General features: G+C 33.1%; 19 protein-coding genes and 1 pseudogene. 2 read left to right on the forward strand and 18 right to left on the reverse strand.

Annotated features, from left to right (window positions below):
* Nucleotides 1-31: 31 nt before the first annotated feature.
* The 17 genes and pseudogenes from ACKI42_RS03115 to ACKI42_RS03195 form a co-directional block, all read right to left on the reverse strand.
* Complete coding sequence (locus tag ACKI42_RS03115) at nt 32-943, reverse strand: hypothetical protein (protein ID WP_407402354.1); 912 nt, start codon at nt 941-943, stop codon at nt 32-34.
* 88 nt (nt 944-1,031) lie between these two features.
* The gene (locus ACKI42_RS03120) at nt 1,032-2,054 is read right to left on the reverse strand and encodes a glutaminyl-peptide cyclotransferase (protein ID WP_407402356.1); all 1,023 of its coding nucleotides are present in this window, start codon (nt 2,052-2,054) and stop codon (nt 1,032-1,034) included.
* Nucleotides 2,055-2,091: 37 nt separating this feature from the next.
* Nucleotides 2,092-2,442, reverse strand: coding sequence for a VOC family protein (locus ACKI42_RS03125; RefSeq protein WP_407402358.1), 351 nt, complete (start codon nt 2,440-2,442; stop codon nt 2,092-2,094).
* Between the two features lie 125 nt (nt 2,443-2,567).
* Nucleotides 2,568-3,242 (reverse strand): DUF2490 domain-containing protein, encoded by a 675-nt coding sequence (locus tag ACKI42_RS03130; RefSeq protein ID WP_407402360.1) that lies wholly within the window; start codon nt 3,240-3,242, stop codon nt 2,568-2,570.
* Nucleotides 3,243-3,442: 200 nt separating this feature from the next.
* A complete protein-coding gene (locus ACKI42_RS03135) occupies nt 3,443-3,892 on the reverse strand; it encodes a VOC family protein (RefSeq protein ID WP_407402362.1) in 450 nt (149 codons plus the stop codon).
* Between the two features lie 25 nt (nt 3,893-3,917).
* On the reverse strand, nt 3,918-4,289 hold the full coding sequence (locus tag ACKI42_RS03140) for a VOC family protein (RefSeq protein WP_407402364.1): 372 nt from the start codon (nt 4,287-4,289) through the stop codon (nt 3,918-3,920).
* 38 nt (nt 4,290-4,327) lie between these two features.
* Nucleotides 4,328-4,798, reverse strand: a complete 471-nt coding sequence (locus tag ACKI42_RS03145; RefSeq protein WP_407402366.1) for a hypothetical protein — start codon at nt 4,796-4,798, stop codon at nt 4,328-4,330.
* A gap of 10 nt (nt 4,799-4,808) precedes the next feature.
* The gene (locus ACKI42_RS03150; RefSeq protein WP_407402368.1) at nt 4,809-5,264 is read right to left on the reverse strand and encodes a DUF1569 domain-containing protein; all 456 of its coding nucleotides are present in this window, start codon (nt 5,262-5,264) and stop codon (nt 4,809-4,811) included.
* A 202-nt stretch (nt 5,265-5,466) separates the two neighbouring features.
* A complete protein-coding gene (gene lpdA / locus ACKI42_RS03155) occupies nt 5,467-6,855 on the reverse strand; it encodes a dihydrolipoyl dehydrogenase (RefSeq protein WP_407402370.1) in 1,389 nt (462 codons plus the stop codon).
* A gap of 270 nt (nt 6,856-7,125) precedes the next feature.
* Nucleotides 7,126-7,386 carry a hypothetical protein gene (locus tag ACKI42_RS03160; protein ID WP_407402372.1) on the reverse strand — a complete coding sequence of 87 codons (261 nt, stop codon included), beginning with the start codon at nt 7,384-7,386 and terminating at the stop codon, nt 7,126-7,128.
* A 103-nt stretch (nt 7,387-7,489) separates the two neighbouring features.
* Nucleotides 7,490-8,389 (reverse strand): TIGR01777 family oxidoreductase, encoded by a 900-nt coding sequence (locus tag ACKI42_RS03165; RefSeq protein ID WP_407402374.1) that lies wholly within the window; start codon nt 8,387-8,389, stop codon nt 7,490-7,492.
* Nucleotides 8,386-9,090 (reverse strand): YqjF family protein, encoded by a 705-nt coding sequence (locus tag ACKI42_RS03170; RefSeq protein WP_407402376.1) that lies wholly within the window; start codon nt 9,088-9,090, stop codon nt 8,386-8,388. The genes ACKI42_RS03165 and ACKI42_RS03170 overlap by 4 nt, the downstream gene beginning before the upstream one ends.
* The gene (locus tag ACKI42_RS03175) at nt 9,087-9,479 is read right to left on the reverse strand and encodes an SRPBCC family protein (protein ID WP_407402378.1); all 393 of its coding nucleotides are present in this window, start codon (nt 9,477-9,479) and stop codon (nt 9,087-9,089) included. Before ACKI42_RS03175 ends, ACKI42_RS03170 begins: the two co-directional genes overlap by 4 nt.
* Before the next feature lie 280 nt (nt 9,480-9,759).
* Nucleotides 9,760-10,263, reverse strand: a complete 504-nt coding sequence (locus tag ACKI42_RS03180) for a GbsR/MarR family transcriptional regulator (RefSeq protein WP_407402380.1) — start codon at nt 10,261-10,263, stop codon at nt 9,760-9,762.
* A 227-nt stretch (nt 10,264-10,490) separates the two neighbouring features.
* Nucleotides 10,491-10,775, reverse strand: a pseudogene (locus ACKI42_RS03185) (thrombospondin type 3 repeat-containing protein); the annotation flags it as partial.
* A 766-nt stretch (nt 10,776-11,541) separates the two neighbouring features.
* Nucleotides 11,542-13,830 carry a TonB-dependent receptor plug domain-containing protein gene (locus ACKI42_RS03190; protein ID WP_407402382.1) on the reverse strand — a complete coding sequence of 763 codons (2,289 nt, stop codon included), beginning with the start codon at nt 13,828-13,830 and terminating at the stop codon, nt 11,542-11,544.
* A 10-nt stretch (nt 13,831-13,840) separates the two neighbouring features.
* Nucleotides 13,841-14,362 carry an RNA polymerase sigma factor gene (locus ACKI42_RS03195; RefSeq protein ID WP_407402384.1) on the reverse strand — a complete coding sequence of 174 codons (522 nt, stop codon included), beginning with the start codon at nt 14,360-14,362 and terminating at the stop codon, nt 13,841-13,843.
* A gap of 231 nt (nt 14,363-14,593) precedes the next feature.
* Between ACKI42_RS03195 and ACKI42_RS03200 the strand changes: the two genes are divergently transcribed.
* Nucleotides 14,594-15,796, forward strand: coding sequence for an aminopeptidase C (locus ACKI42_RS03200; protein ID WP_407402392.1), 1,203 nt, complete (start codon nt 14,594-14,596; stop codon nt 15,794-15,796).
* Nucleotides 15,797-15,923: 127 nt separating this feature from the next.
* On the opposite strand, the gene ACKI42_RS03205 is transcribed toward ACKI42_RS03200, so the two are convergent.
* Nucleotides 15,924-16,985 (reverse strand): NADH:flavin oxidoreductase, encoded by a 1,062-nt coding sequence (locus ACKI42_RS03205; RefSeq protein WP_407402386.1) that lies wholly within the window; start codon nt 16,983-16,985, stop codon nt 15,924-15,926.
* A gap of 122 nt (nt 16,986-17,107) precedes the next feature.
* Between ACKI42_RS03205 and ACKI42_RS03210 the strand changes: the two genes are divergently transcribed.
* Nucleotides 17,108-17,467: a winged helix-turn-helix transcriptional regulator gene (locus tag ACKI42_RS03210; protein ID WP_407402388.1), complete on the forward strand. Its 360-nt coding sequence runs from the start codon at nt 17,108-17,110 to the stop codon at nt 17,465-17,467.
* The last annotated feature ends 478 nt before the right edge of the window (nt 17,468-17,945 follow it).

The following is a 17,945-nucleotide window of genomic DNA, read 5'->3' on the forward strand; positions in this document are numbered from 1 at the left end:
TCTTCTATTTTTTTCTTTTGAGTTGATTGTACTAAATCCCAAGAGACTGAACATCAAAAATCTCTTTCATAAGTTGTAGAATATCCGGCTGCTCGGCTTTTTCTTTTTCCAGCTGCTCGATTGTTTTTTCAACTTCCTCAGGTGATTGTTCTTTTTGGCTTTCTTTCTTGCTCTTGTAATTTTCTAGGGTGTAAAGATAAAGTTTGTTCCCTTTTACTTCAAAATATGCACGGCTGTTTTTATCCACAATTTGCGCATCAGGATCTTCAAAAATCTTCAACAATTCAGTTTCTGGAATATATTTTAAAATAGAATTCTTTGTAACCACCACTATCACGTCATTCTCTCTTCGGAATCTTTTTGCATTATCTAAGGCAGCCTCAAAAAGTTTTTCGAATTTCAGATTGTAAACCTTAAAACTATTTTTTGATAGGAAGTACACTTTATTCTCGAATACCATTAAGTCTATCAAATCATCAAAATTAGGAGCGAAGGAATAGGAATTGACCATCGTATCGTTTCTGAAATTATACTGTATAAGTCGTTTGGTACTTTCATCTAAAAGCCATATCTGTTGCAAATCCTCTGCGTATGCAAATTTGATAAAAGTAAATTTTTGCTTAAAATCTATTTTTTGTATTTCATTGAGATTTTGGTCTACGAACTTCATTTCCTGTGCATTCTCTGAAAATAAGGCTACAGAAAGCGGATTTTGAACACCTTGTACTCTAAAGGGTACGGTAAACATCATTTTACCTAGCTGATTTCCCAAAGAATCGTATTTGGTAAAACTAAAGTCTTTGTTTTTGTAGAGATAAATACTTCCGTAGTCATCAGCAAACAGATCTTTAGCCTCTTTGATTCTTAATGAATCAAATGGCAGTGTTTTTTGTGCAGAAAAAGCACAAAATAAAAAGATGAATATTAAATTAAAAAATTTCAAAAAAAATTTATTTTACAAAGATAGCGCCCCCAGAAAGGAACGCTACCAATTTACATATTTATTTTTATGATATAGATTTTGCTTCTAATTATTTAATAGCAATTTCGTATATCTTAGACCAGTTTTTACCTGTTACCAGCATATTATCTCCTTTAAAGGCTATACCATTCAGAACATCATCTGATCCTTTAGTATTAGCCTTCGCTATTGTAGTAAAATCAAATTTTCCTATTACTTCACCGTTTGCTGGATTTATTTTTAAAATAATTGGTTTTTGCCAAACATTAGCATAAATAAAACCTTGGTAATATTCTAGTTCATTCAGCTGATCATAGATTTCAGAATTTCCAGCTACAGAAATATATCGTACTACCTTTGATGGATCTGAAGGATTAAGGAAATACAAATTTTTGGTACCGTCTGATGCAATAAGATTTTTGCCATCAAATGTTAGGCCCCAACCTTCTCCCATTACATCTGGATAAGGAAATTCTGAAAGTAATTTTAATGAAGCCTTGTCATAAACAAAACCTTTTTTATTTTGCCAAGTCAATTGAAAAATCTTGTCACCCACGATGGTACTTCCTTCAGAAAATACATCTTCAGCTTGCTTAGTAGCAGCTATGGGCGTTGTATCCCCAAGATTGTATTTCAATATCTGAGAAGAACCATTTTGTCCATCACTTTCATACACTGTATTTCCCTCTAGTTGGAAACCTTGCACAAAGTTGGAAGGATTATGAGGGTATTCTGCAACTACATTATAAGTAAGATTCTGCACAGGAACTTTTGTAAACACATTGATGGTTGCATCTTGGTTTAGCGTTTCTCCACCTTTAGTTTTGATAACAAATGTAACTGCATTATCACCCAAAGTAAAATATCTAGAATCTACAACCAGGCTAGTAGTTTCTTTATCACCAAAACTTATAGAAATAGATTCAGCATTATCCATAACCTCTTGCGGAAGATTCAGTTTATCACCAAAATTATACCCTTTGGTCTCCATAGAATAATTGAAATCTGCCAAAGAGCTTAGAATCTTATCATCTTTTTTACAAGCAGACAAAAGCATCAACGCTGCAAATCCAATTAGTATTTTATTTTTCATTTTATATTGTCAAAATTTTCTCCAAAAATAGCAAATTTTATTCCTCTTTACTAATTTTGGAAGTGGATTGCCCAAATTTCAGCAAGTAACCATTGTTATCATAAATTGCAAATTCTCTCATGCCCCAGTCCAAATTTTCGATATCATAGCAAATCTTGGTCTGCGCATGTATCTTTTCCCACAATTGATCTACATCGCTCAAGGTAAGATAAAAAGAGCCAGAAAAACCAATTTCTTTATTGGGATGATTATCATTGGGTAAGGCAACCATAATTTGCACATTTTCGCGCTCAAGACAAGCCCAGTTCCAAGGGTCATTGCGTTCTGCCACTACAAAATCTAAGATTTCGGTAAAAAAGATAAGGTTTCCTCGAAAGAGTGAGTCCACAATAGTGGTCTGATGACTTGGAATTGACTCATGATATTTTTATTTTAAAAGTAAACTTACATGTAAATAGGTTTTCCATAAAGTTAGAAAGATTCTTTACCCTTTACTAGTAAAAAATAAAAGATTTACTTTTTAAAAAACGGAATGGTGTTGTAAAAACCTACCTGAACTTGACCACGATTTTTGTTTTCCTGAATTTGATTCATATAACCTGCTTCAATTTTCAGATTTTTGTTGATAACATATCCAATTGCTCCATACACTCTATTTCTATCGAAAGTAGGACTATCAAGATTTAAAAATATCTCATTGTATGCAGAAGCGTAGATGGTTTTTGGAACCATTTCCTTATTATTAATCGGAACATTAACACCCAAATAATATCTGAATCTCATCCTAAAATCATCTTGTAAGAAACGCTCTTCCAAACGGTAACGATGCTGAAGATTTACTCTACCAAATTTTTGTTTGGTAATATATTGTTGGAAAATTCTATGTTCTATATTTTCTGTTTTCACGCCATCTTTATAAGGCCTACTCATGATAAAACCGTATCCCAACATTACATTATTGTTGTTTTCTGTAAGATCATAACCAATCCCTGTACGCAAAAGAAGTTGCTCCAAATCTCCAATTCCATCGAAGTTTCTGTACTGAACTTCATTATGAAAATTGAATTTCTCGTTAATTTTATTATTTCCGAAATACATATACCATGCACCCAAATCGCTCTCTTGTGCTGAAAAAAGTGAACTTCCTGCTATGCCGATTGTAATCGCTATTTTTCTAAAGTTGATCATTGTTCTTATATATTACTAATATCTATCAATCTAGACAAAACTAATAATTAATATCAATAATAACAAATTACGAATTCATATTTACTATTAATTAAGAGCATACCGAAATTTTTAGCATAAAAAAGACTTCGCATCATCGACGCGAAGTTTTTATGAATAAGTTTAAAATTGATTCAAAAACTAAGGATGTTGTTCCATAACTAAGGATGTTGTTCCATTTTAGTTGGATCATCATAATTTACCATCCAATTGATCCCAAATTGATCAGTAAACATACCGAAGTAAGCACCCCAAAATGTATCTTCCAATGGCATAGTCACTACTCCATTTTCGGACAATTTTGTAAAAAGAGTTTCTGCCTCTTGCTTACTTTCAGCGTTGATAGAAGCAGAAAAATTGTTTCCTAAAACTACTTTTGTTGCCCAATCTCCACCAGCATCACTTCCCATGAGCATCGTTTCGTTGGAAATAGGTAAGCAAACATGCATAATCTTGTCTTGATCCTCAGAAGGAACTTTGTAATCTTCTGAAGGAGGCATTTCGCCGAAAGTTCCGATGTAGAGATATTCTTTTCCGAAAGCCGATTTGTAAAAATCAAATGCTTCTCTACAATTTCCATTGAAGGATAAATAAACATTTACTGTTGCCATCTTACTATTTTGTATATTTGGTTTGTTATCTGTGTTGGTCTATTAGAATCATATTTCCATCCGGATCTTTTAGGTAAATGTGTGCAGGACCAGATGTTGACTCATCTGCCACTTTATCCAAAACGATATTGCTTTCTAAAAGTTGCTTTTGGATTTCTCTTACATCATCAAAGCATTCTACCTCTTTTGCATTTTGATCCCATCCAGGGTTAAATGTTAGAATATTACCATCAAACATCGCTTGAAAAAGACCAATCAATGTAGTTTCATTTTTCATGATGAGATAATTGCTTTCCATAGAACCGTTCATTTGGATAAATCCTAGTTTTTCATAAAAATCTTTAGATTTTTGCAGATCTTTTACGCTCAAACTGATCGAGAATGCTCCTAATTTCATAATTTAATTATTTTGGTTTAAATCTAAAAAAGCAATAATTATTGGTTTTTCAACCTTGTTTTGTAATTCAAATTTCCTGAGTAACTTTTCCAATCTCCCACAAAATCGATATAGGGATTTTCTAATTTTTCTGTTTTCTTATTCCAACTAAAAGTGTAGATAAATTTACCCTTGAGTAAGCCAGAATGTGGACCTTTATTTTCTTCTGCAAGCTCGTAGATGCCGTAGACCACTCCTTTTTTCTTGCTATCTTTATATTTGGTGATGGTAAGTGAACCCTCAAATTTGGTAAACTGATCACCAACCATAGTGTATCCCGAAAGAAAATATTCTTGATCGTTCGTTTTATTTTGCTCAGAAAAATCAATCTTAAGTTTTATTACCTGACTATCGGAGCCTATTGTTCCTACATAAGGTTTGCTTTCATTAAGCCAAGCGCTGGAGATATTTGGCATTTGAGCCGTGATAAAATTAGATACGAAAAGTAAAAATAAAATCAGTTTTTTCATATTCTTCGTCTTAAACTCCAAATTGAGAAAGATGGTGATTCAGGTGTTTTGCGAACATATTATTCCATTCTTTGGCTGTAAGTACCCCGAATGAGAAAGATTCTTTTCCATCAAAAGCCTCTGCACCCAATTGTTGTGTTTTTTGGATAAACCCTATGAGTCTCTTTTTTTCTGCATCAAAATCTTTTCTTTCTTTAATTAAAAACTGAGGCGAAGTAGGAGAATCGTGAGAATAAGCTTTCTCGCTCACTACTTTTGGTTTTACAAATTTCTTTAGTATAAACTTTGCAATTCCGCCTGGTTTTTTGTGTTTTTCTGGTTCGTACACCAACTCGTAAGATACGCTACAGTGCGCTAGCATTTGATCTACCATCATCCTTCCCCATAACCCATGTGTATCTTCAATAAGATTATTAATTCTATTGATATAGTTTTGAGCATCTTTTGGATCAAATACGTTTTCCATAATATTAAAAATTGTTTACAAACAAATATAATATTATTTCCATTTAGTTATATCTAGAATTTTAATTTGCTCATAATTATTTTTCTTTAATTAAGTACTTTCTATTCTACTATCAGTTGGAATCCATTTATCATTTATTTAAACAAAAAAAAGCCCAGGAAAACCTGAGCTTTATGCTTTATCTTAAAATAGACTTGATATCTTAGATGTGAATTACCTCACCGTATGCAGCTGCAGCAGCTTCCATAATAGCTTCAGAAACCGTTGGGTGTGGGTGAATTGCTTTAATGATTTCATGACCTGTAGTTTCTAGTTTTCTAGCTACTACAGCTTCAGCTACCATATCTGTAACACCATCACCAATCATGTGGCATCCTAACCACTCGCCATATTTAGCATCGAAAATTACCTTGATGAAACCATCTGTATTTCCGTTAGCAGTCGCTTTTCCACTTGCAGAAAGAGGGAATTTTCCTACTTTTATTTCGTAACCTTTTTCTTTAGCTTGCTTTTCTGTAAGACCTACAGAAGCAACTTCTGGGTGACAGTAAGTACATCCTGGGATGTTACCATAGTCGATAGTCTCAACATGAAGACCTTTTATTTTTTCTACACAAGTGATACCTTCAGCAGAAGCAACGTGTGCCAATGCTTGAGTTGGGATAATATCTCCAATTGCATAGTAACCAGGCACAGAAGTTTCGTACCATTCGTTTACCAAAACTCTTCCTTTATCTGTTTGAATTCCTACTTCTTCTAAACCAATATTCTCGATATTTGCAGCAATACCTACTGCAGATAATAAGATATCAGCTTCCAAAGTAATCATTCCTTTATCAGTTTTCACATTAGCCTTTACTCCGTTTCCTGTAGTGTCTACAGATTCTACAGAAGCATTGGTCATAATTTCGATACCTGTTTTCTTTAGAGATTTCTCCAAGTGTTTTGAGATATCTTCGTCCTCTACAGGAACGATGTTTGGTAAAAATTCTACTATGGTTACCTTAGTTCCCATTGTGTTGTAGAAATCTGCAAACTCTACCCCGATAGCACCAGATCCTACGATAATCATAGATTTTGGCTGCTCAGGAAGAGATAATGCTTGTCTGTAACCAATTACTTTTTTACCATCTTGAGGTAAGTTTGGTAATTCTCTAGAACGAGCTCCAGTTGCGATAATAATATGGCTACCCGCATATTCTGTTACTTTACCTTCTTTATCTGTAACGGATACTTTTTTACCTTTTAAAACTTTAGCTGTACCAAGAATTACGTCGATTTTATTCTTTTTCATTAAGAATTCAATCCCTTTGCTCATTTTGCTAGCAACGCCACGGCTTCTTTGGATCACCTTTGGAAACTCAAAACTTGGCTCTACTTTATTCAATCCATAATCTTCAGCATGGTTGATATAATTAAAAACTTGCGCAGACTTCAACAAAGCTTTAGTAGGAATACAACCCCAGTTAAGGCAAATTCCACCTAAGTTTTCTTTCTCAATAATTGCAGTTTTGAAACCCAACTGTGCAGCTCTAATAGCTGTAACATATCCTCCAGGACCACTACCAATAACAATAATATCGTAATTCATTAGTCTAAAATTTTTATGCGAATTTAAGCAAAAATTTCGGATGTCCTAAGGTATTTTAATTTCGCAAACAAATCGTTTATCAATTAATTTATTCAAAACATAAAACCATATTAATCTATCACCTCATCTACAAAACAATAAGTATCATTGTAATATGATATTTTAAAATTGAATAAATACGATATTTAATCTTAAAAATATACCATAAAAAAAACGAATATCCACAATATTCGTTTTTTCTTTTCAATATAAAATATTGGATAAATCTTACTACTTTTTGGCTTGATTTAGTACTTTTATCTCTGCATTATATTTGTCTCTCAACGTCTTTAGCTGTGCCTTTTTCATCTTATCGGTAAGTACAGGATGCTTGCTTATCATTTTTTTATCGAAAGCATATCTTTTATCTATTTCTTGTCTTTTGGCACTTACCAATTCTTTTTCGGCAGGTCTTGCAGGATGTTTTTGAGCATTCACAGTAGCGAATGATAATCCTAAAAGTAATACTGATGTTAAAAATATTTTTTTCATGATAATATAATTTAATAGTGATTCATAGCAATAACAAATTGTCTTCAAATACATTACACATATCATACCACAGTAGAAACGCTTCCGAGAAATTTAACAATGATTAACGTTGTAACAATTGAGAAATTGCTGAGGAAATGGAAGAATATTGAAACTGAAATCCTTTTTGAAGTAAAATTTCTGGCACTACATTTCTGCTTTTCAGTAATAATTCGGTTTCTGTGTTCAGAAAAATAGATGCCATTTCTAGTTGCCAAACTGCGGCATCAAGCCCAAAAGATCTTTTCATTTTCGCTCTCAATTCTTTCATTAAAAATTGGTTGGAAATAGGATTTGGAGCTGTAATATTGATAGCTCCAGAAACAGATTCATCATTAATAATAAATGAAATTGCTCTGCAAAAATCTTCAATATGAATCCAACTTACCATTTGATTTCCGTTGCCTTGTTTTCCACCCAAACCCCATTTGGTAACCGTTTTAAGCTTCGGAAATGCGCCACCATCATTACCCAATACAATAGAAGTTCTGAGTGCCACTTTTCTTGTGAAACTATCTTTCTGTTTAAAAAATTCAGCTTCCCAAGATTTACAGATATTCATAGAAAAATCGTCGCCAATAATTCCGTTTTTTTCTGTATTTTGTTTCGATTCCGAATGTATATAAATGGTAGCCGAACTTGCATTGAGCCATAGTTTTGGTTTAATCTCACAAAGATTAATTGCGTTTTGCAAAACCTGAGTACTTGGAATTCTAGAAGAATAAATTTCCGCTTTATTCTTTTCCGTATATCTACAATCTACCGATTTTCCAGCAAGATTGATAAGAACATCAGCATTCTCCAAAGTGTGTGACCATTCTCCAATATTTTTTGCATCCCAAAAGATTTCATTTGTACTTTTTGGATGTCTTGTAAGAATCAAAACTTCGTGATTTTTTGTTTGAAAAAAGCGTCGAAGACTTTCTCCTAAAAATCCTGTTCCGCCTGCGATTATTATTTTCATACTATTTTGCTTTTGGGTTTCACTTCAATTTTAGAGCCTTCAGCTAACATTACAGAGATGGGTTGAACTTCATTAAGACAAGAAAAATCTTGACCATACACTTCCTCGAAATCTACTTTTATCAGATGATTTATAATAGGATAATACGTCCATTTAGGATGACAAACCTCGTATTCCAACGTATTTTTATCATTTTTTGTAAAGCCAAAATAATGTTCGGTGATAAATTCAAACTCAGAATGATCTTCCATTGCTTTTTCTTCATTTTCTGCTATGATATCAATAGAATGCCAATTTTTCTCCTTCCAAGCATAACTTACATGAAGATTTTTGTCTTTTATTTCAATCTTATTTTTCATCGGCAGCGTTTTATAATTTTCATTATAAAAAGTATTTGCGACCAAGCTTAATGCTGCTTTTGGTACAATTTCTTTCACGAAAACCACGCCTCTTTTCCAAGTAGAATTTTCTTTCTTTTTAACATAAAATCTAAGATTCACTTCCTCAAAATTTCTATGGAATGGAACAGAAATCCCCAATAATTTGGCGTTTAAAAACATAAAACCTACCAAACTCACATAGCATTTCCCGTGATAAAAATCCAGCTCTGTACCATCAGGAACATATTTCAATAAAACATTGGGATCTATTTCGTAATTGACAACGACTAGTTTTCGCCATTCTGCGGTAAGAAAATTCATAACTCTGCTGTTTTTTTAATGATTTCGTTTCTTTCTACAATAAAGTTTTTCATATAATTTTTAAGAAAGAAAAAATTAAAAAGCTTTCCGATAAACCCAAATGGAGATTCGAATTCTAAAATATCCGTCATCAGCGTTCCATTATCCTTTACCTCGAACAAATGTTGATGATGCAAAGACTTGAACGTTCCTTTGAGCATATAATCTGTGAAGCGAAATGGCTTTTCCATGTCTACAATTTTGGAAGTATGCGTTTGGTAGAAACCCAAATGCTTGGCTCTCCAAGTAACAGTTTCATTATTTTCAATTAATCCAGATGTTCTTCCTGCAATGGCTTTCTCGTTGGTTTTTGCCGTGGAAATAGAATGCAGGTCTATATCGCGAGCCAAATCAAATACCTAATGAATATCTGCTTTGATAAAGGTTTTTAAATAAATTTTAGACATAATAATTATTGTTTTTACCTTTTAGTTTTATTAAATTATGTAATTAAATATTTAATTATAAATCTTAAAATATTTTTCATAATATATGGATTAGTAAGTTTGCTTTTTGCCTCCTCCGAAGTAAAAAATAAGTATAAGATGAATGATTAGGTTTTTCATATTTATTATATTTTCAGTAATTATTGAAAGTTTGTTTTAAATAAAAAAGGACTTTCATCCTCTCCTATTTTAATAAATTGGTTATTTTACCAACCAACCAATGATCGTCACTCTTTATAGCGAGGTCCATAATATTGTTTATTTTATTGGTTACAGAACCAAAATCATTCATGAGTTTGATAAACTCTTTTGCCTCTTCAGAATCGTCATCTTCTACATTTTTCAGTTCTTCTAGAAAAGCAACTACGGGTTCTATCTCTCTTTTTCTCCTTTCTTTTGTAATTTGTTTAAACAAAAACCAAACATCTTTTTCTGCCACAAAATACTCCTTACGATCTCCTTTTACAAACTCTTTTTTTACAATTCCCCAATCCATCAAAGCGCGAAGATTCATATTTGCGTTTCCTCTAGAAATCTCTAGCAACTCCATTACCTCATCGGTAGATAAAGGTTTTCCTGTAGCCAAAAGTAATGCATGAACTTGTGCCATGGTACGATTGATGCCCCAATTGGTGGCAAAGGTTCCCCATGTTTGTATATATTTTTCTTTGGCTTCAGACAACTTCATTTCTATTTCTTTTTTGTTTCTATAACAAATGTAATACTATTTATTGAATTTTCAATAATAATTGAAACTTTATTTTTAGTCATAAAAAAACCAGATGCAATTTCTACATCTGGCACTGCATTTACTCATGCAAAATATTATTTTTTCTTTACTTTAGATGCCGTTTTACCTTTCTTTTTTACCACTTTACCTTTGGTTGCATTTTTCTGTGCAGCTCTTTTGTTGATGGCTTCCATCTCTGGTGTAATTTCTATTTTTGGACAACCTTTATACTCAGGAATTCCTGGTTTTGTAGGGCAAGCATCATCTTTATCTAAGATACCATCACCATCAGAATCTGGCCAAGGGCAACCATCGTTATCTATTGGACCTGCAACTTCTGGGCATCCATCTTTATGATCTGGCACGCCATCGGCATCTTTATCTGGCCAAGGGCAACCATTGTTTTCTGCTGGGCCAGCTATTTTGGGGCATTTATCTGATTTATTGGGAATTCCATCGCCATCTTTGTCTTTTTTGTCTACGATGGGTTTTTCAGTAGAATTCTGAGATTGCTGAGCAAAGCAAGTAGTTGCTACTGCTAAAAACAGAATAGTGAGAATATTTTTTTTCATAAGCTGTGTTTAAGTGCATAAAATTAACCTTTTATTTTAAATTAACATAAATTAAACCTATAAAAATACTTTATTATTCTATTTATTACATCTTAAATAAAATCTATATTTATTTTTTAAACCTAAAATTTAGAAGATTTTAATAAACTTTAATTGGGTATAATCTGAGTTGTTAATCCATCATTCCAAACCTTGGATTCCGGAAGATAATAAAGGTAAATAGTGCTGGCTTTACCTGTATATTTTCCGGGAAACTCTACTTTAAGATCTAAATTGATTGTTCTTTATATCTTTAAAAAATAAATCCGAAAAATACAGCTGAGAATTTTGAGTAAAAACAAATTGTACTACAATTACAGTGGAGAACAATAGATCTTTTTCATCTTGAATAATTGCATTAAATATAATCCTTTTTAACTAATTTTATCAATTTCACATTCAACAAGTAAAAAACACTGACTTTAATTACAAAACATTCTGTTTTAGCAAAAATATTTTTTATTTTGTTTAAATCAGACTGTTTCAAGCCTTTGTAATTTTTATTTTGCTCCAAACAGATTGTTTTTAAATCAATTGCATTTTGACTTCATTTTTATATAAACACTTTCTAAAAAACGAAAAGAAATCTCCGTAGAAATTCCTTTTCATTATTATTGACTTCAAATTAATTCTTAATGATTTTGTAAGTTTCCCATTGATCTTTAATTCGGATTCTTACCAAATAAATACTTTGAGGATAAGCCGTAAGATCTACAGAAGTTTCAGCAGTCAATACATTCTCTTTTCTTACGATAATTTTGCCTGCAAGATCGTAGACTATTACCTCATCAATCGGATTTTTAGACTTTATATTCACCATGCCTTTTGTCGGATTAGGATAAAGCGAAACTTTGGTTACAGGCTGTGAATTAGACTCTATTTCTAATTTTTTATTAATAAAATCATTAGAAATACCATTTTCACACTTCGGTAATGTCGCTCTTTGAAGGATTAATCTCAATAACAAGTCGTTCAGTTTTTCTACTTCATAAGAGTCTATGGTTGGAGCAATATGATTATTTCCAATTCCGCTATCGTTGGTAAGAAACGTGTAGGTTCCGTTGGTAAGCAACGCGAAAGTTCTCATCATATATTCTGTTTGCTTGTCGGTGTCACTTGCCGCCAGCGGAATAATTGTAATTCCCTTTTTGGCTGCTTCTTTTATCTTTTTGGACAATTCATCAATGTTTGCTTGTGTCTGATGTGGTGGAGCATCCAAAATCAAAAACAATATTTTGGTAGCGTTTTTATCAGTCCATTTCAAGTTGTCTATAGATACCTGCAAAGCTTCAACTACCGCTTCTGGAGTATCTCCACCACCATTCGCATTTTGATCTTTTATAAAATTGATTAAATCTTCTGCTTTATCCGAAAAATCGAATTTTCTAGTGACATACTCATCTCCATGATCTCTATAAAACACAGAACCGTAACGTACTTGCGTAGATTTCAATTGGGATTCTACTTTCTTTAAAACATCCAAAAGTTCAGTCTTCAAATAAGAGATTTCATCTCCCATAGAACCTGTAGCATCTACTACAAAAGCAATATCCAACGCTCTGCTTGTTACACAATTTCTATTCAGAACAATAAGGTTTTGCCCCTCTTTGAATTCTTTAAGATGATTGCTCACCACTTGCCCAGTGTAGTCCGCCAAAAAATAGGTTGTTGAAGTATTTTCATTTTTCCCAAAAGGATTAATCCACAATTCTGCATTTCCTAAATTATCAGATACTGCTTCCCAAATCACTTGCTTTTTGTCGTTCAGCAATTTTACCTTTTCTCCGACTACTGGTTTTTTGTCTTTGTTTACCAATTGTACCGAAATTCTTTTTTCAGGAGAAAACTGCCATTGCTTTTTGTATTGCGCCAAAGAAGGCGCCGCCATATCTGTCCAATAATTCCATTTAGAAAAATCATTCACTTCACCTGCGGTTAACAATCCTGCTTTTGTAGGTTCTGGCTCTTTTATTTCTTCCTCTTCAATTTTGAAATTATCTTTAAAGGCTTCAACATTTTCAATTCCTTTTTCTTTTAAAAGTTTTTTCAGTTTTCTTTTTGCGGCTCTAGAAATATCTTTAGTTTCTATGATTAACACTCCGTTCACCGCTTTTTCTCCATAGATTGCTGTGGCAGAATTACCTTTTAAGACATTGATACTTTTAATTAAATTAGGATCTATATTATCTAAAATTGAGTTTTCTGCTATTTTCCCATCAACAATAACCATAGGATTAGATTTCCCGTCTAAACTCCTCATTCCTCTTATTGATACTGAGGGAGCAACACCTGGAGAAGACGTTACAGCAACGCCTGCTACTTTTCCTGTTAATGATGCTACACTTCTAGATGGTGACACCATTTTTTTTGCTGAGGTAGATTTTACCACAGAACTAGAGGTTGTATAAGATACAGATCTTTTCACACCATGCGCCATGATCGCAACTTCCTCTATATTTTTCACATCATTTATATCTGGTGGTGGAAGTACTTTAGGTTCTATAACTACTCTATTTACTAATGGAGGAACATTTACTCTTGGTTTTTCGAATGCTAATTTGGGTTCTGAAGATACATTCGGGTTTGCTTGTTCTTTTTTAATATTAGAAATTATGGTACTATCTATTTTCAGAATAGAAGGATTTTCTATTTCCTTGGGAGTTGTTTTGGCAATAATAGGAGAAGGCGTTGTTTCTTTTTTGTCTAAAAAGTAAAATGCTCCAAAACCAATCAGCAAACTTGCTGCAATCCCATAAGGCATCCATATTGGAAGTAGTCTTTTCTTATTTTCTTTATGGTCTAATTTTTCTTCCACTTTGGTCCAAACTTTATCAAAACCTGGAAAAGTCGCAGGTTCTTCGCTAGTTTGTGAAGCCTCATTGAATTTTTTATCGATATCGTGATTATTTTCCATTGTGTAAAGTTTAAATAGTGTGATTTGCCAATAATTGTTGTAGCCTCTTTCTCGCAAAATTGAGCTGAGATTTTGAAGTCCCTTCGCTGATGGAAAGCATAGACGCAATTTCTTTGTGAGGATATCCTTCGATAGCAAAAAGATTGAAAATGGCTCTGCATCCTTCTGGAAGATAATTCAGGAGTTTCAAAATATCTTTCTCTAAAGAAATATGGTCGGTTTCTACATCTGAAGATTCCAAAACCTCATCATTGTCCACAGACAATGGCAAAGCTTTGCTACTTCTGAGTTTTTGCAAACATTCGTTTACTGCAATTTTTTTAGCCCAAGCCTCAAAAACATTTTCGTCTTGCAATTGATCTAGCTTGGTAAATATTTTATAGAATGTATCTGCCAAAACTTCCTCACAATCTTCTTGGTTTTTAAGGTAGCGCTTGCACACAGCAAACAGTTTTCCTGCCATGAGCTCGTACACCTTCCGCTGTGCATTGCGGTCTTTGAGCTGACATTGTATTAATAATTCTTTGTTCATATCGTGGTGCTATACTCTTATAGATGCAAGATTTTTTTTAAAGGTTGGAAATGGATCTAAACTTTTCTTAAATATAAATAAAAACCATTCGGAAATTATTAGAATAATTATGGAATATACACGGTTACACTTTAATTTTGATGCTGAAGCCAAAGGTTTTATCACATTTAAGTTTTAATTTTGTAACATAAGATAGTTATTGCAGACTATTTAATTATAATTTTTAAAGTACTGAAGAATAGAAAATTCGCATCATTATTTCTGCTATTATGTACAGGAAGTATGATGCTTGCTCAGGATGACTTGATCAACAAATTAAAAAACAACCACTCTCAAAATGCAAATTTTCAGTTTACTACGCTTAAAGATGTAGGCGCTACTTCCGTGAAAAACCAAGGTTCTTCTGGGACTTGTTGGAGCTACTCTGGGAATTCATTTTTAGAATCTGAAATGCAAAGAATGGGTAAAAAGCCCGTAGATCTTGCAGAAATCTATACTGCTAGAAACGCTTACCATGATAAAGCAAAATTATACGTTCTAAATAATGGTGCGATAAGTTGGGGTGACGGTGGAGAATTGCATGACGTTATCAATATGTACAAAAAATACGGAGCTATGCCTCAAGAAGTTTATACAGGATTGAAAGCGGGACAAACTACCAACAACTTCAAAGAAATGCAAGGGAAACTAAAACCAGTATTGGATAGTTTGGTGCAAGCTTCTTCTAAAGCAAAATTATCTGATAATTGGATGGCTTCTGTGGATGCTATCTTAGACGAATATCTAGGAAAAGTACCTGTTAACTTCACTTATGGAGGGAAAACATATACGCCACACACTTTTGCAAAAGAAGTGGTAGGCATCAATGCTGAAGACTATGTAGAATTATCTTCTTACAAAGATTACCCATACTTTACCAAGTTTGTAGTTCCAATTCCTGATAATTGGAGCCATGATACCAACTGGAACGTGCCAATGACTGATCTTACGGCAATTATTGATAACGCAGTTACCAAAGGTTATTCTGTAGGTTGGGCAACAGACGTATCTGAGCCATATTTCTCGTACAAAAATGGTGTTGCATATGTTCCTAATGTAGATTTGGATCAGATCAATGATGAGGTGAAGAAAAATCTTTTCACAGAACCTAAAAAAGACAAAGTAATCACTGAAGATATGCGTCAGAAAGGACTTAACAACCTTTCTACAACAGATGATCACGGTATGCACATTGTAGGTTTGGCAAAAGACCAATCTGGAAAAGAATATTATATGGTGAAAAACTCTTGGGGTGTAACCAATGATTTTGAAGGATATCTATATGTAACAAGACCGTATGTACAATACAAATCTACAGCAATCTTGGTGCACAAAAATGCCATCCCTAAGAACATTTTAAAACAATTGAAACCTACTAAAAGTATTGGTTTATAATCTAGTTTTATAGATAAAATTATTCAAAAGCAAATAGCCGTTTCCTCAACAAGGGAAACGGCTATTTTATAGAAAATTTAAATAGGTCTAAGGAATATTTTATGTTTAATTTAAACTTAAAAAAAAATTAATATAATACGGATAAACTTTCTGCAGAGAAATCTTGAATCTCTTCCAATTTTCCGTCTTTCATTTTGGTCACCCATTTTGGGTCTTGTAATAAGGCTCTTCCTACAGCCACCAAATCAAATTCTTCTTGATCTAGTCTTCTTATGAGTTCTTTTAAATCTGCTTTTTGAGTTCCTACACCTGTAAATGCAGCCATGAAATCTCCTTCTAATCCTACAGATCCCACAGTGATGGTAGGCTGACCCGTAATTTTCTTTGCCCAACCTGCAAAGTTAAGATCCGAACCTTCATATTCTGGCTCCCAAAAACGTCTTTGAGAACAATGGAAAATATCTACTCCTGCTTCTTTTAGAGGCAACAACCAATCTTCCATTTCTAAAGTTGTAGTTGCTAATCTCGCTTTATAATCTTGTTGTTTCCACTGAGAAAGTCTTAGGATAATTGTAAAATCCTCTCCTACTGCCGCACGCATAGCTTCTACAACCTCTACTGCAAAACGACTTCTTTCTTTGATGGTTTTACCACCATACTCATCGGTTCTAGTATTGGTTTCCTCCCAGAAAAACTGATCGATAAGGTATCCATGGGCACCATGAATTTCTAGAGAATCGAAACCTAGATCCTTAGCATTTTTAGCAGAAATAGCAAATTGAGAGATGGTATCCTGGATGTCCTCCAGAGTCATAGTAGACACTTTTTCCATAGGAACCAAAGGATAATCTTCTGATGATCTGGTATCGCCCACATGCCAAATTTGTGGGGCTAATTTCCCCCCATTATGGTGTACAGCATTTACCACATTTTGCCAGCCTGATAAAGCTTCTTTCCCATAAAAATCTGGGATATTTTGGATGTTCTTAGATGCTGGTCTGTTGATTACAGTTCCTTCAGAAATTATTAAACCCACTTCAGCAGCGGCTCTTCGTGCATAATAATCTGAAATTTCCTGAGTAGGAACTCCATTATTAGATTGTGCTCTTGTCATAGGAGCCATTACGATTCTATTTTTTAATTCAAGATTTTTATATTTGAATGGCTGAAATAAGGATTGTATATTCATATTATATCGGTCTACATTTAATTGTTACACAAAGTAACTAATAATAGTTTGCATTTGTATCTTATACCGAAAAAAAACTAGTAACTTTGCTGTAACTATTGATAGTAACACCAAAGTAACTTATGAAAAAAAATGAATTGATGCAACACAGTTGCCCATTAGGAAAGGCGATGTCTGCACTTGGAAGCAAGTGGAAAATGATCATTGTATTGGTAATAAAAGACCGAAAACTGCGTTTTGGGGAACTTGCAGTGCGCATTAATGTAATATCTAGAAAAGTCCTTACCGACCAACTAAGAGAAATGCACGCCGATGGACTAATAATAAGAGAAGAATATAAAGAAATTCCACCCCGTGTAGAATATTCGCTTACCGAAAAAGGTCTGGCATTACTTCCTATACTATATAAATTGGAAGAATGGGAAGCTAATTATGATAATAAAGAAGTAATTTGCGAAGAAGCAGAAGATAATCTTGGTTAAATTTCAGATTAAGTGTTTGGATAGGAAATCACTTTCAAGAAATAGGTACAAAACACAGTTGCTTATATGATTCAACTAAAATTCTATTATTATCTTTAAAAAACACAGCCAGAGTACTTGTATATGATTTTATAGTAGAAAGACTATAACGCAAAATTTCTAATTTTTGTTTGAAAATTATTGAATATTTCATCGCCTTGTTTTTTATGCAATTTACAAATAGTTTCGCAAAGCCAAAATAAATTGTAAATATTTATATTAAAACATCTCTTTCTTAATCAGTATTTTATGTATTTTAGCAAAAATAATAAATTTACGTAAAGCGAAACTCTAGATAGCTAGGATTTGCGCAATGCGTGAATACAAACGTTATTACGAAATTTTATTCCAAACATTGCGCAAAAAGTTCGTTGAAAAATTGAAGATTAATGGATTAAATTCTATCTGGTTTTAATGCGCATATAAATACGTTACTTTT

Source organism: Chryseobacterium sp. (assembly GCF_045629545.1).
Classification (GTDB): domain Bacteria; phylum Bacteroidota; class Bacteroidia; order Flavobacteriales; family Weeksellaceae; genus Chryseobacterium.

Excerpts from the sequence above, each read along its gene's own strand:
- ACKI42_RS03120 (WP_407402356.1), bottom strand. The coding sequence starts at position 2,054 with ATGAAAAATAAAATACTAATTGGATTTGCAGCGTTGATGCTTTTGTCT.
- ACKI42_RS03130 (WP_407402360.1), bottom strand. The coding sequence starts at position 3,242 with ATGATCAACTTTAGAAAAATAGCGATTACAATCGGCATAGCAGGAAGT.
- ACKI42_RS03135 (WP_407402362.1), bottom strand. The coding sequence starts at position 3,892 with ATGGCAACAGTAAATGTTTATTTATCCTTCAATGGAAATTGTAGAGAA.
- ACKI42_RS03140 (WP_407402364.1), bottom strand. The coding sequence starts at position 4,289 with ATGAAATTAGGAGCATTCTCGATCAGTTTGAGCGTAAAAGATCTGCAA.
- ACKI42_RS03145 (WP_407402366.1), bottom strand. The coding sequence starts at position 4,798 with ATGAAAAAACTGATTTTATTTTTACTTTTCGTATCTAATTTTATCACG.
- ACKI42_RS03150 (WP_407402368.1), bottom strand. The coding sequence starts at position 5,264 with ATGGAAAACGTATTTGATCCAAAAGATGCTCAAAACTATATCAATAGA.
- lpdA (WP_407402370.1), bottom strand. The coding sequence starts at position 6,855 with ATGAATTACGATATTATTGTTATTGGTAGTGGTCCTGGAGGATATGTT.
- ACKI42_RS03160 (WP_407402372.1), bottom strand. The coding sequence starts at position 7,386 with ATGAAAAAAATATTTTTAACATCAGTATTACTTTTAGGATTATCATTC.
- ACKI42_RS03165 (WP_407402374.1), bottom strand. The coding sequence starts at position 8,389 with ATGAAAATAATAATCGCAGGCGGAACAGGATTTTTAGGAGAAAGTCTT.
- ACKI42_RS03170 (WP_407402376.1), bottom strand. The coding sequence starts at position 9,090 with ATGAATTTTCTTACCGCAGAATGGCGAAAACTAGTCGTTGTCAATTAC.
- ACKI42_RS03180 (WP_407402380.1), bottom strand. The coding sequence starts at position 10,263 with ATGAAGTTGTCTGAAGCCAAAGAAAAATATATACAAACATGGGGAACC.
- ACKI42_RS03190 (WP_407402382.1), bottom strand. The coding sequence starts at position 13,830 with ATGGAAAATAATCACGATATCGATAAAAAATTCAATGAGGCTTCACAA.
- ACKI42_RS03195 (WP_407402384.1), bottom strand. The coding sequence starts at position 14,362 with ATGAACAAAGAATTATTAATACAATGTCAGCTCAAAGACCGCAATGCA.
- ACKI42_RS03205 (WP_407402386.1), bottom strand. The coding sequence starts at position 16,985 with ATGAATATACAATCCTTATTTCAGCCATTCAAATATAAAAATCTTGAA.
- ACKI42_RS03210 (WP_407402388.1), top strand. The coding sequence starts at position 17,108 with ATGAAAAAAAATGAATTGATGCAACACAGTTGCCCATTAGGAAAGGCG.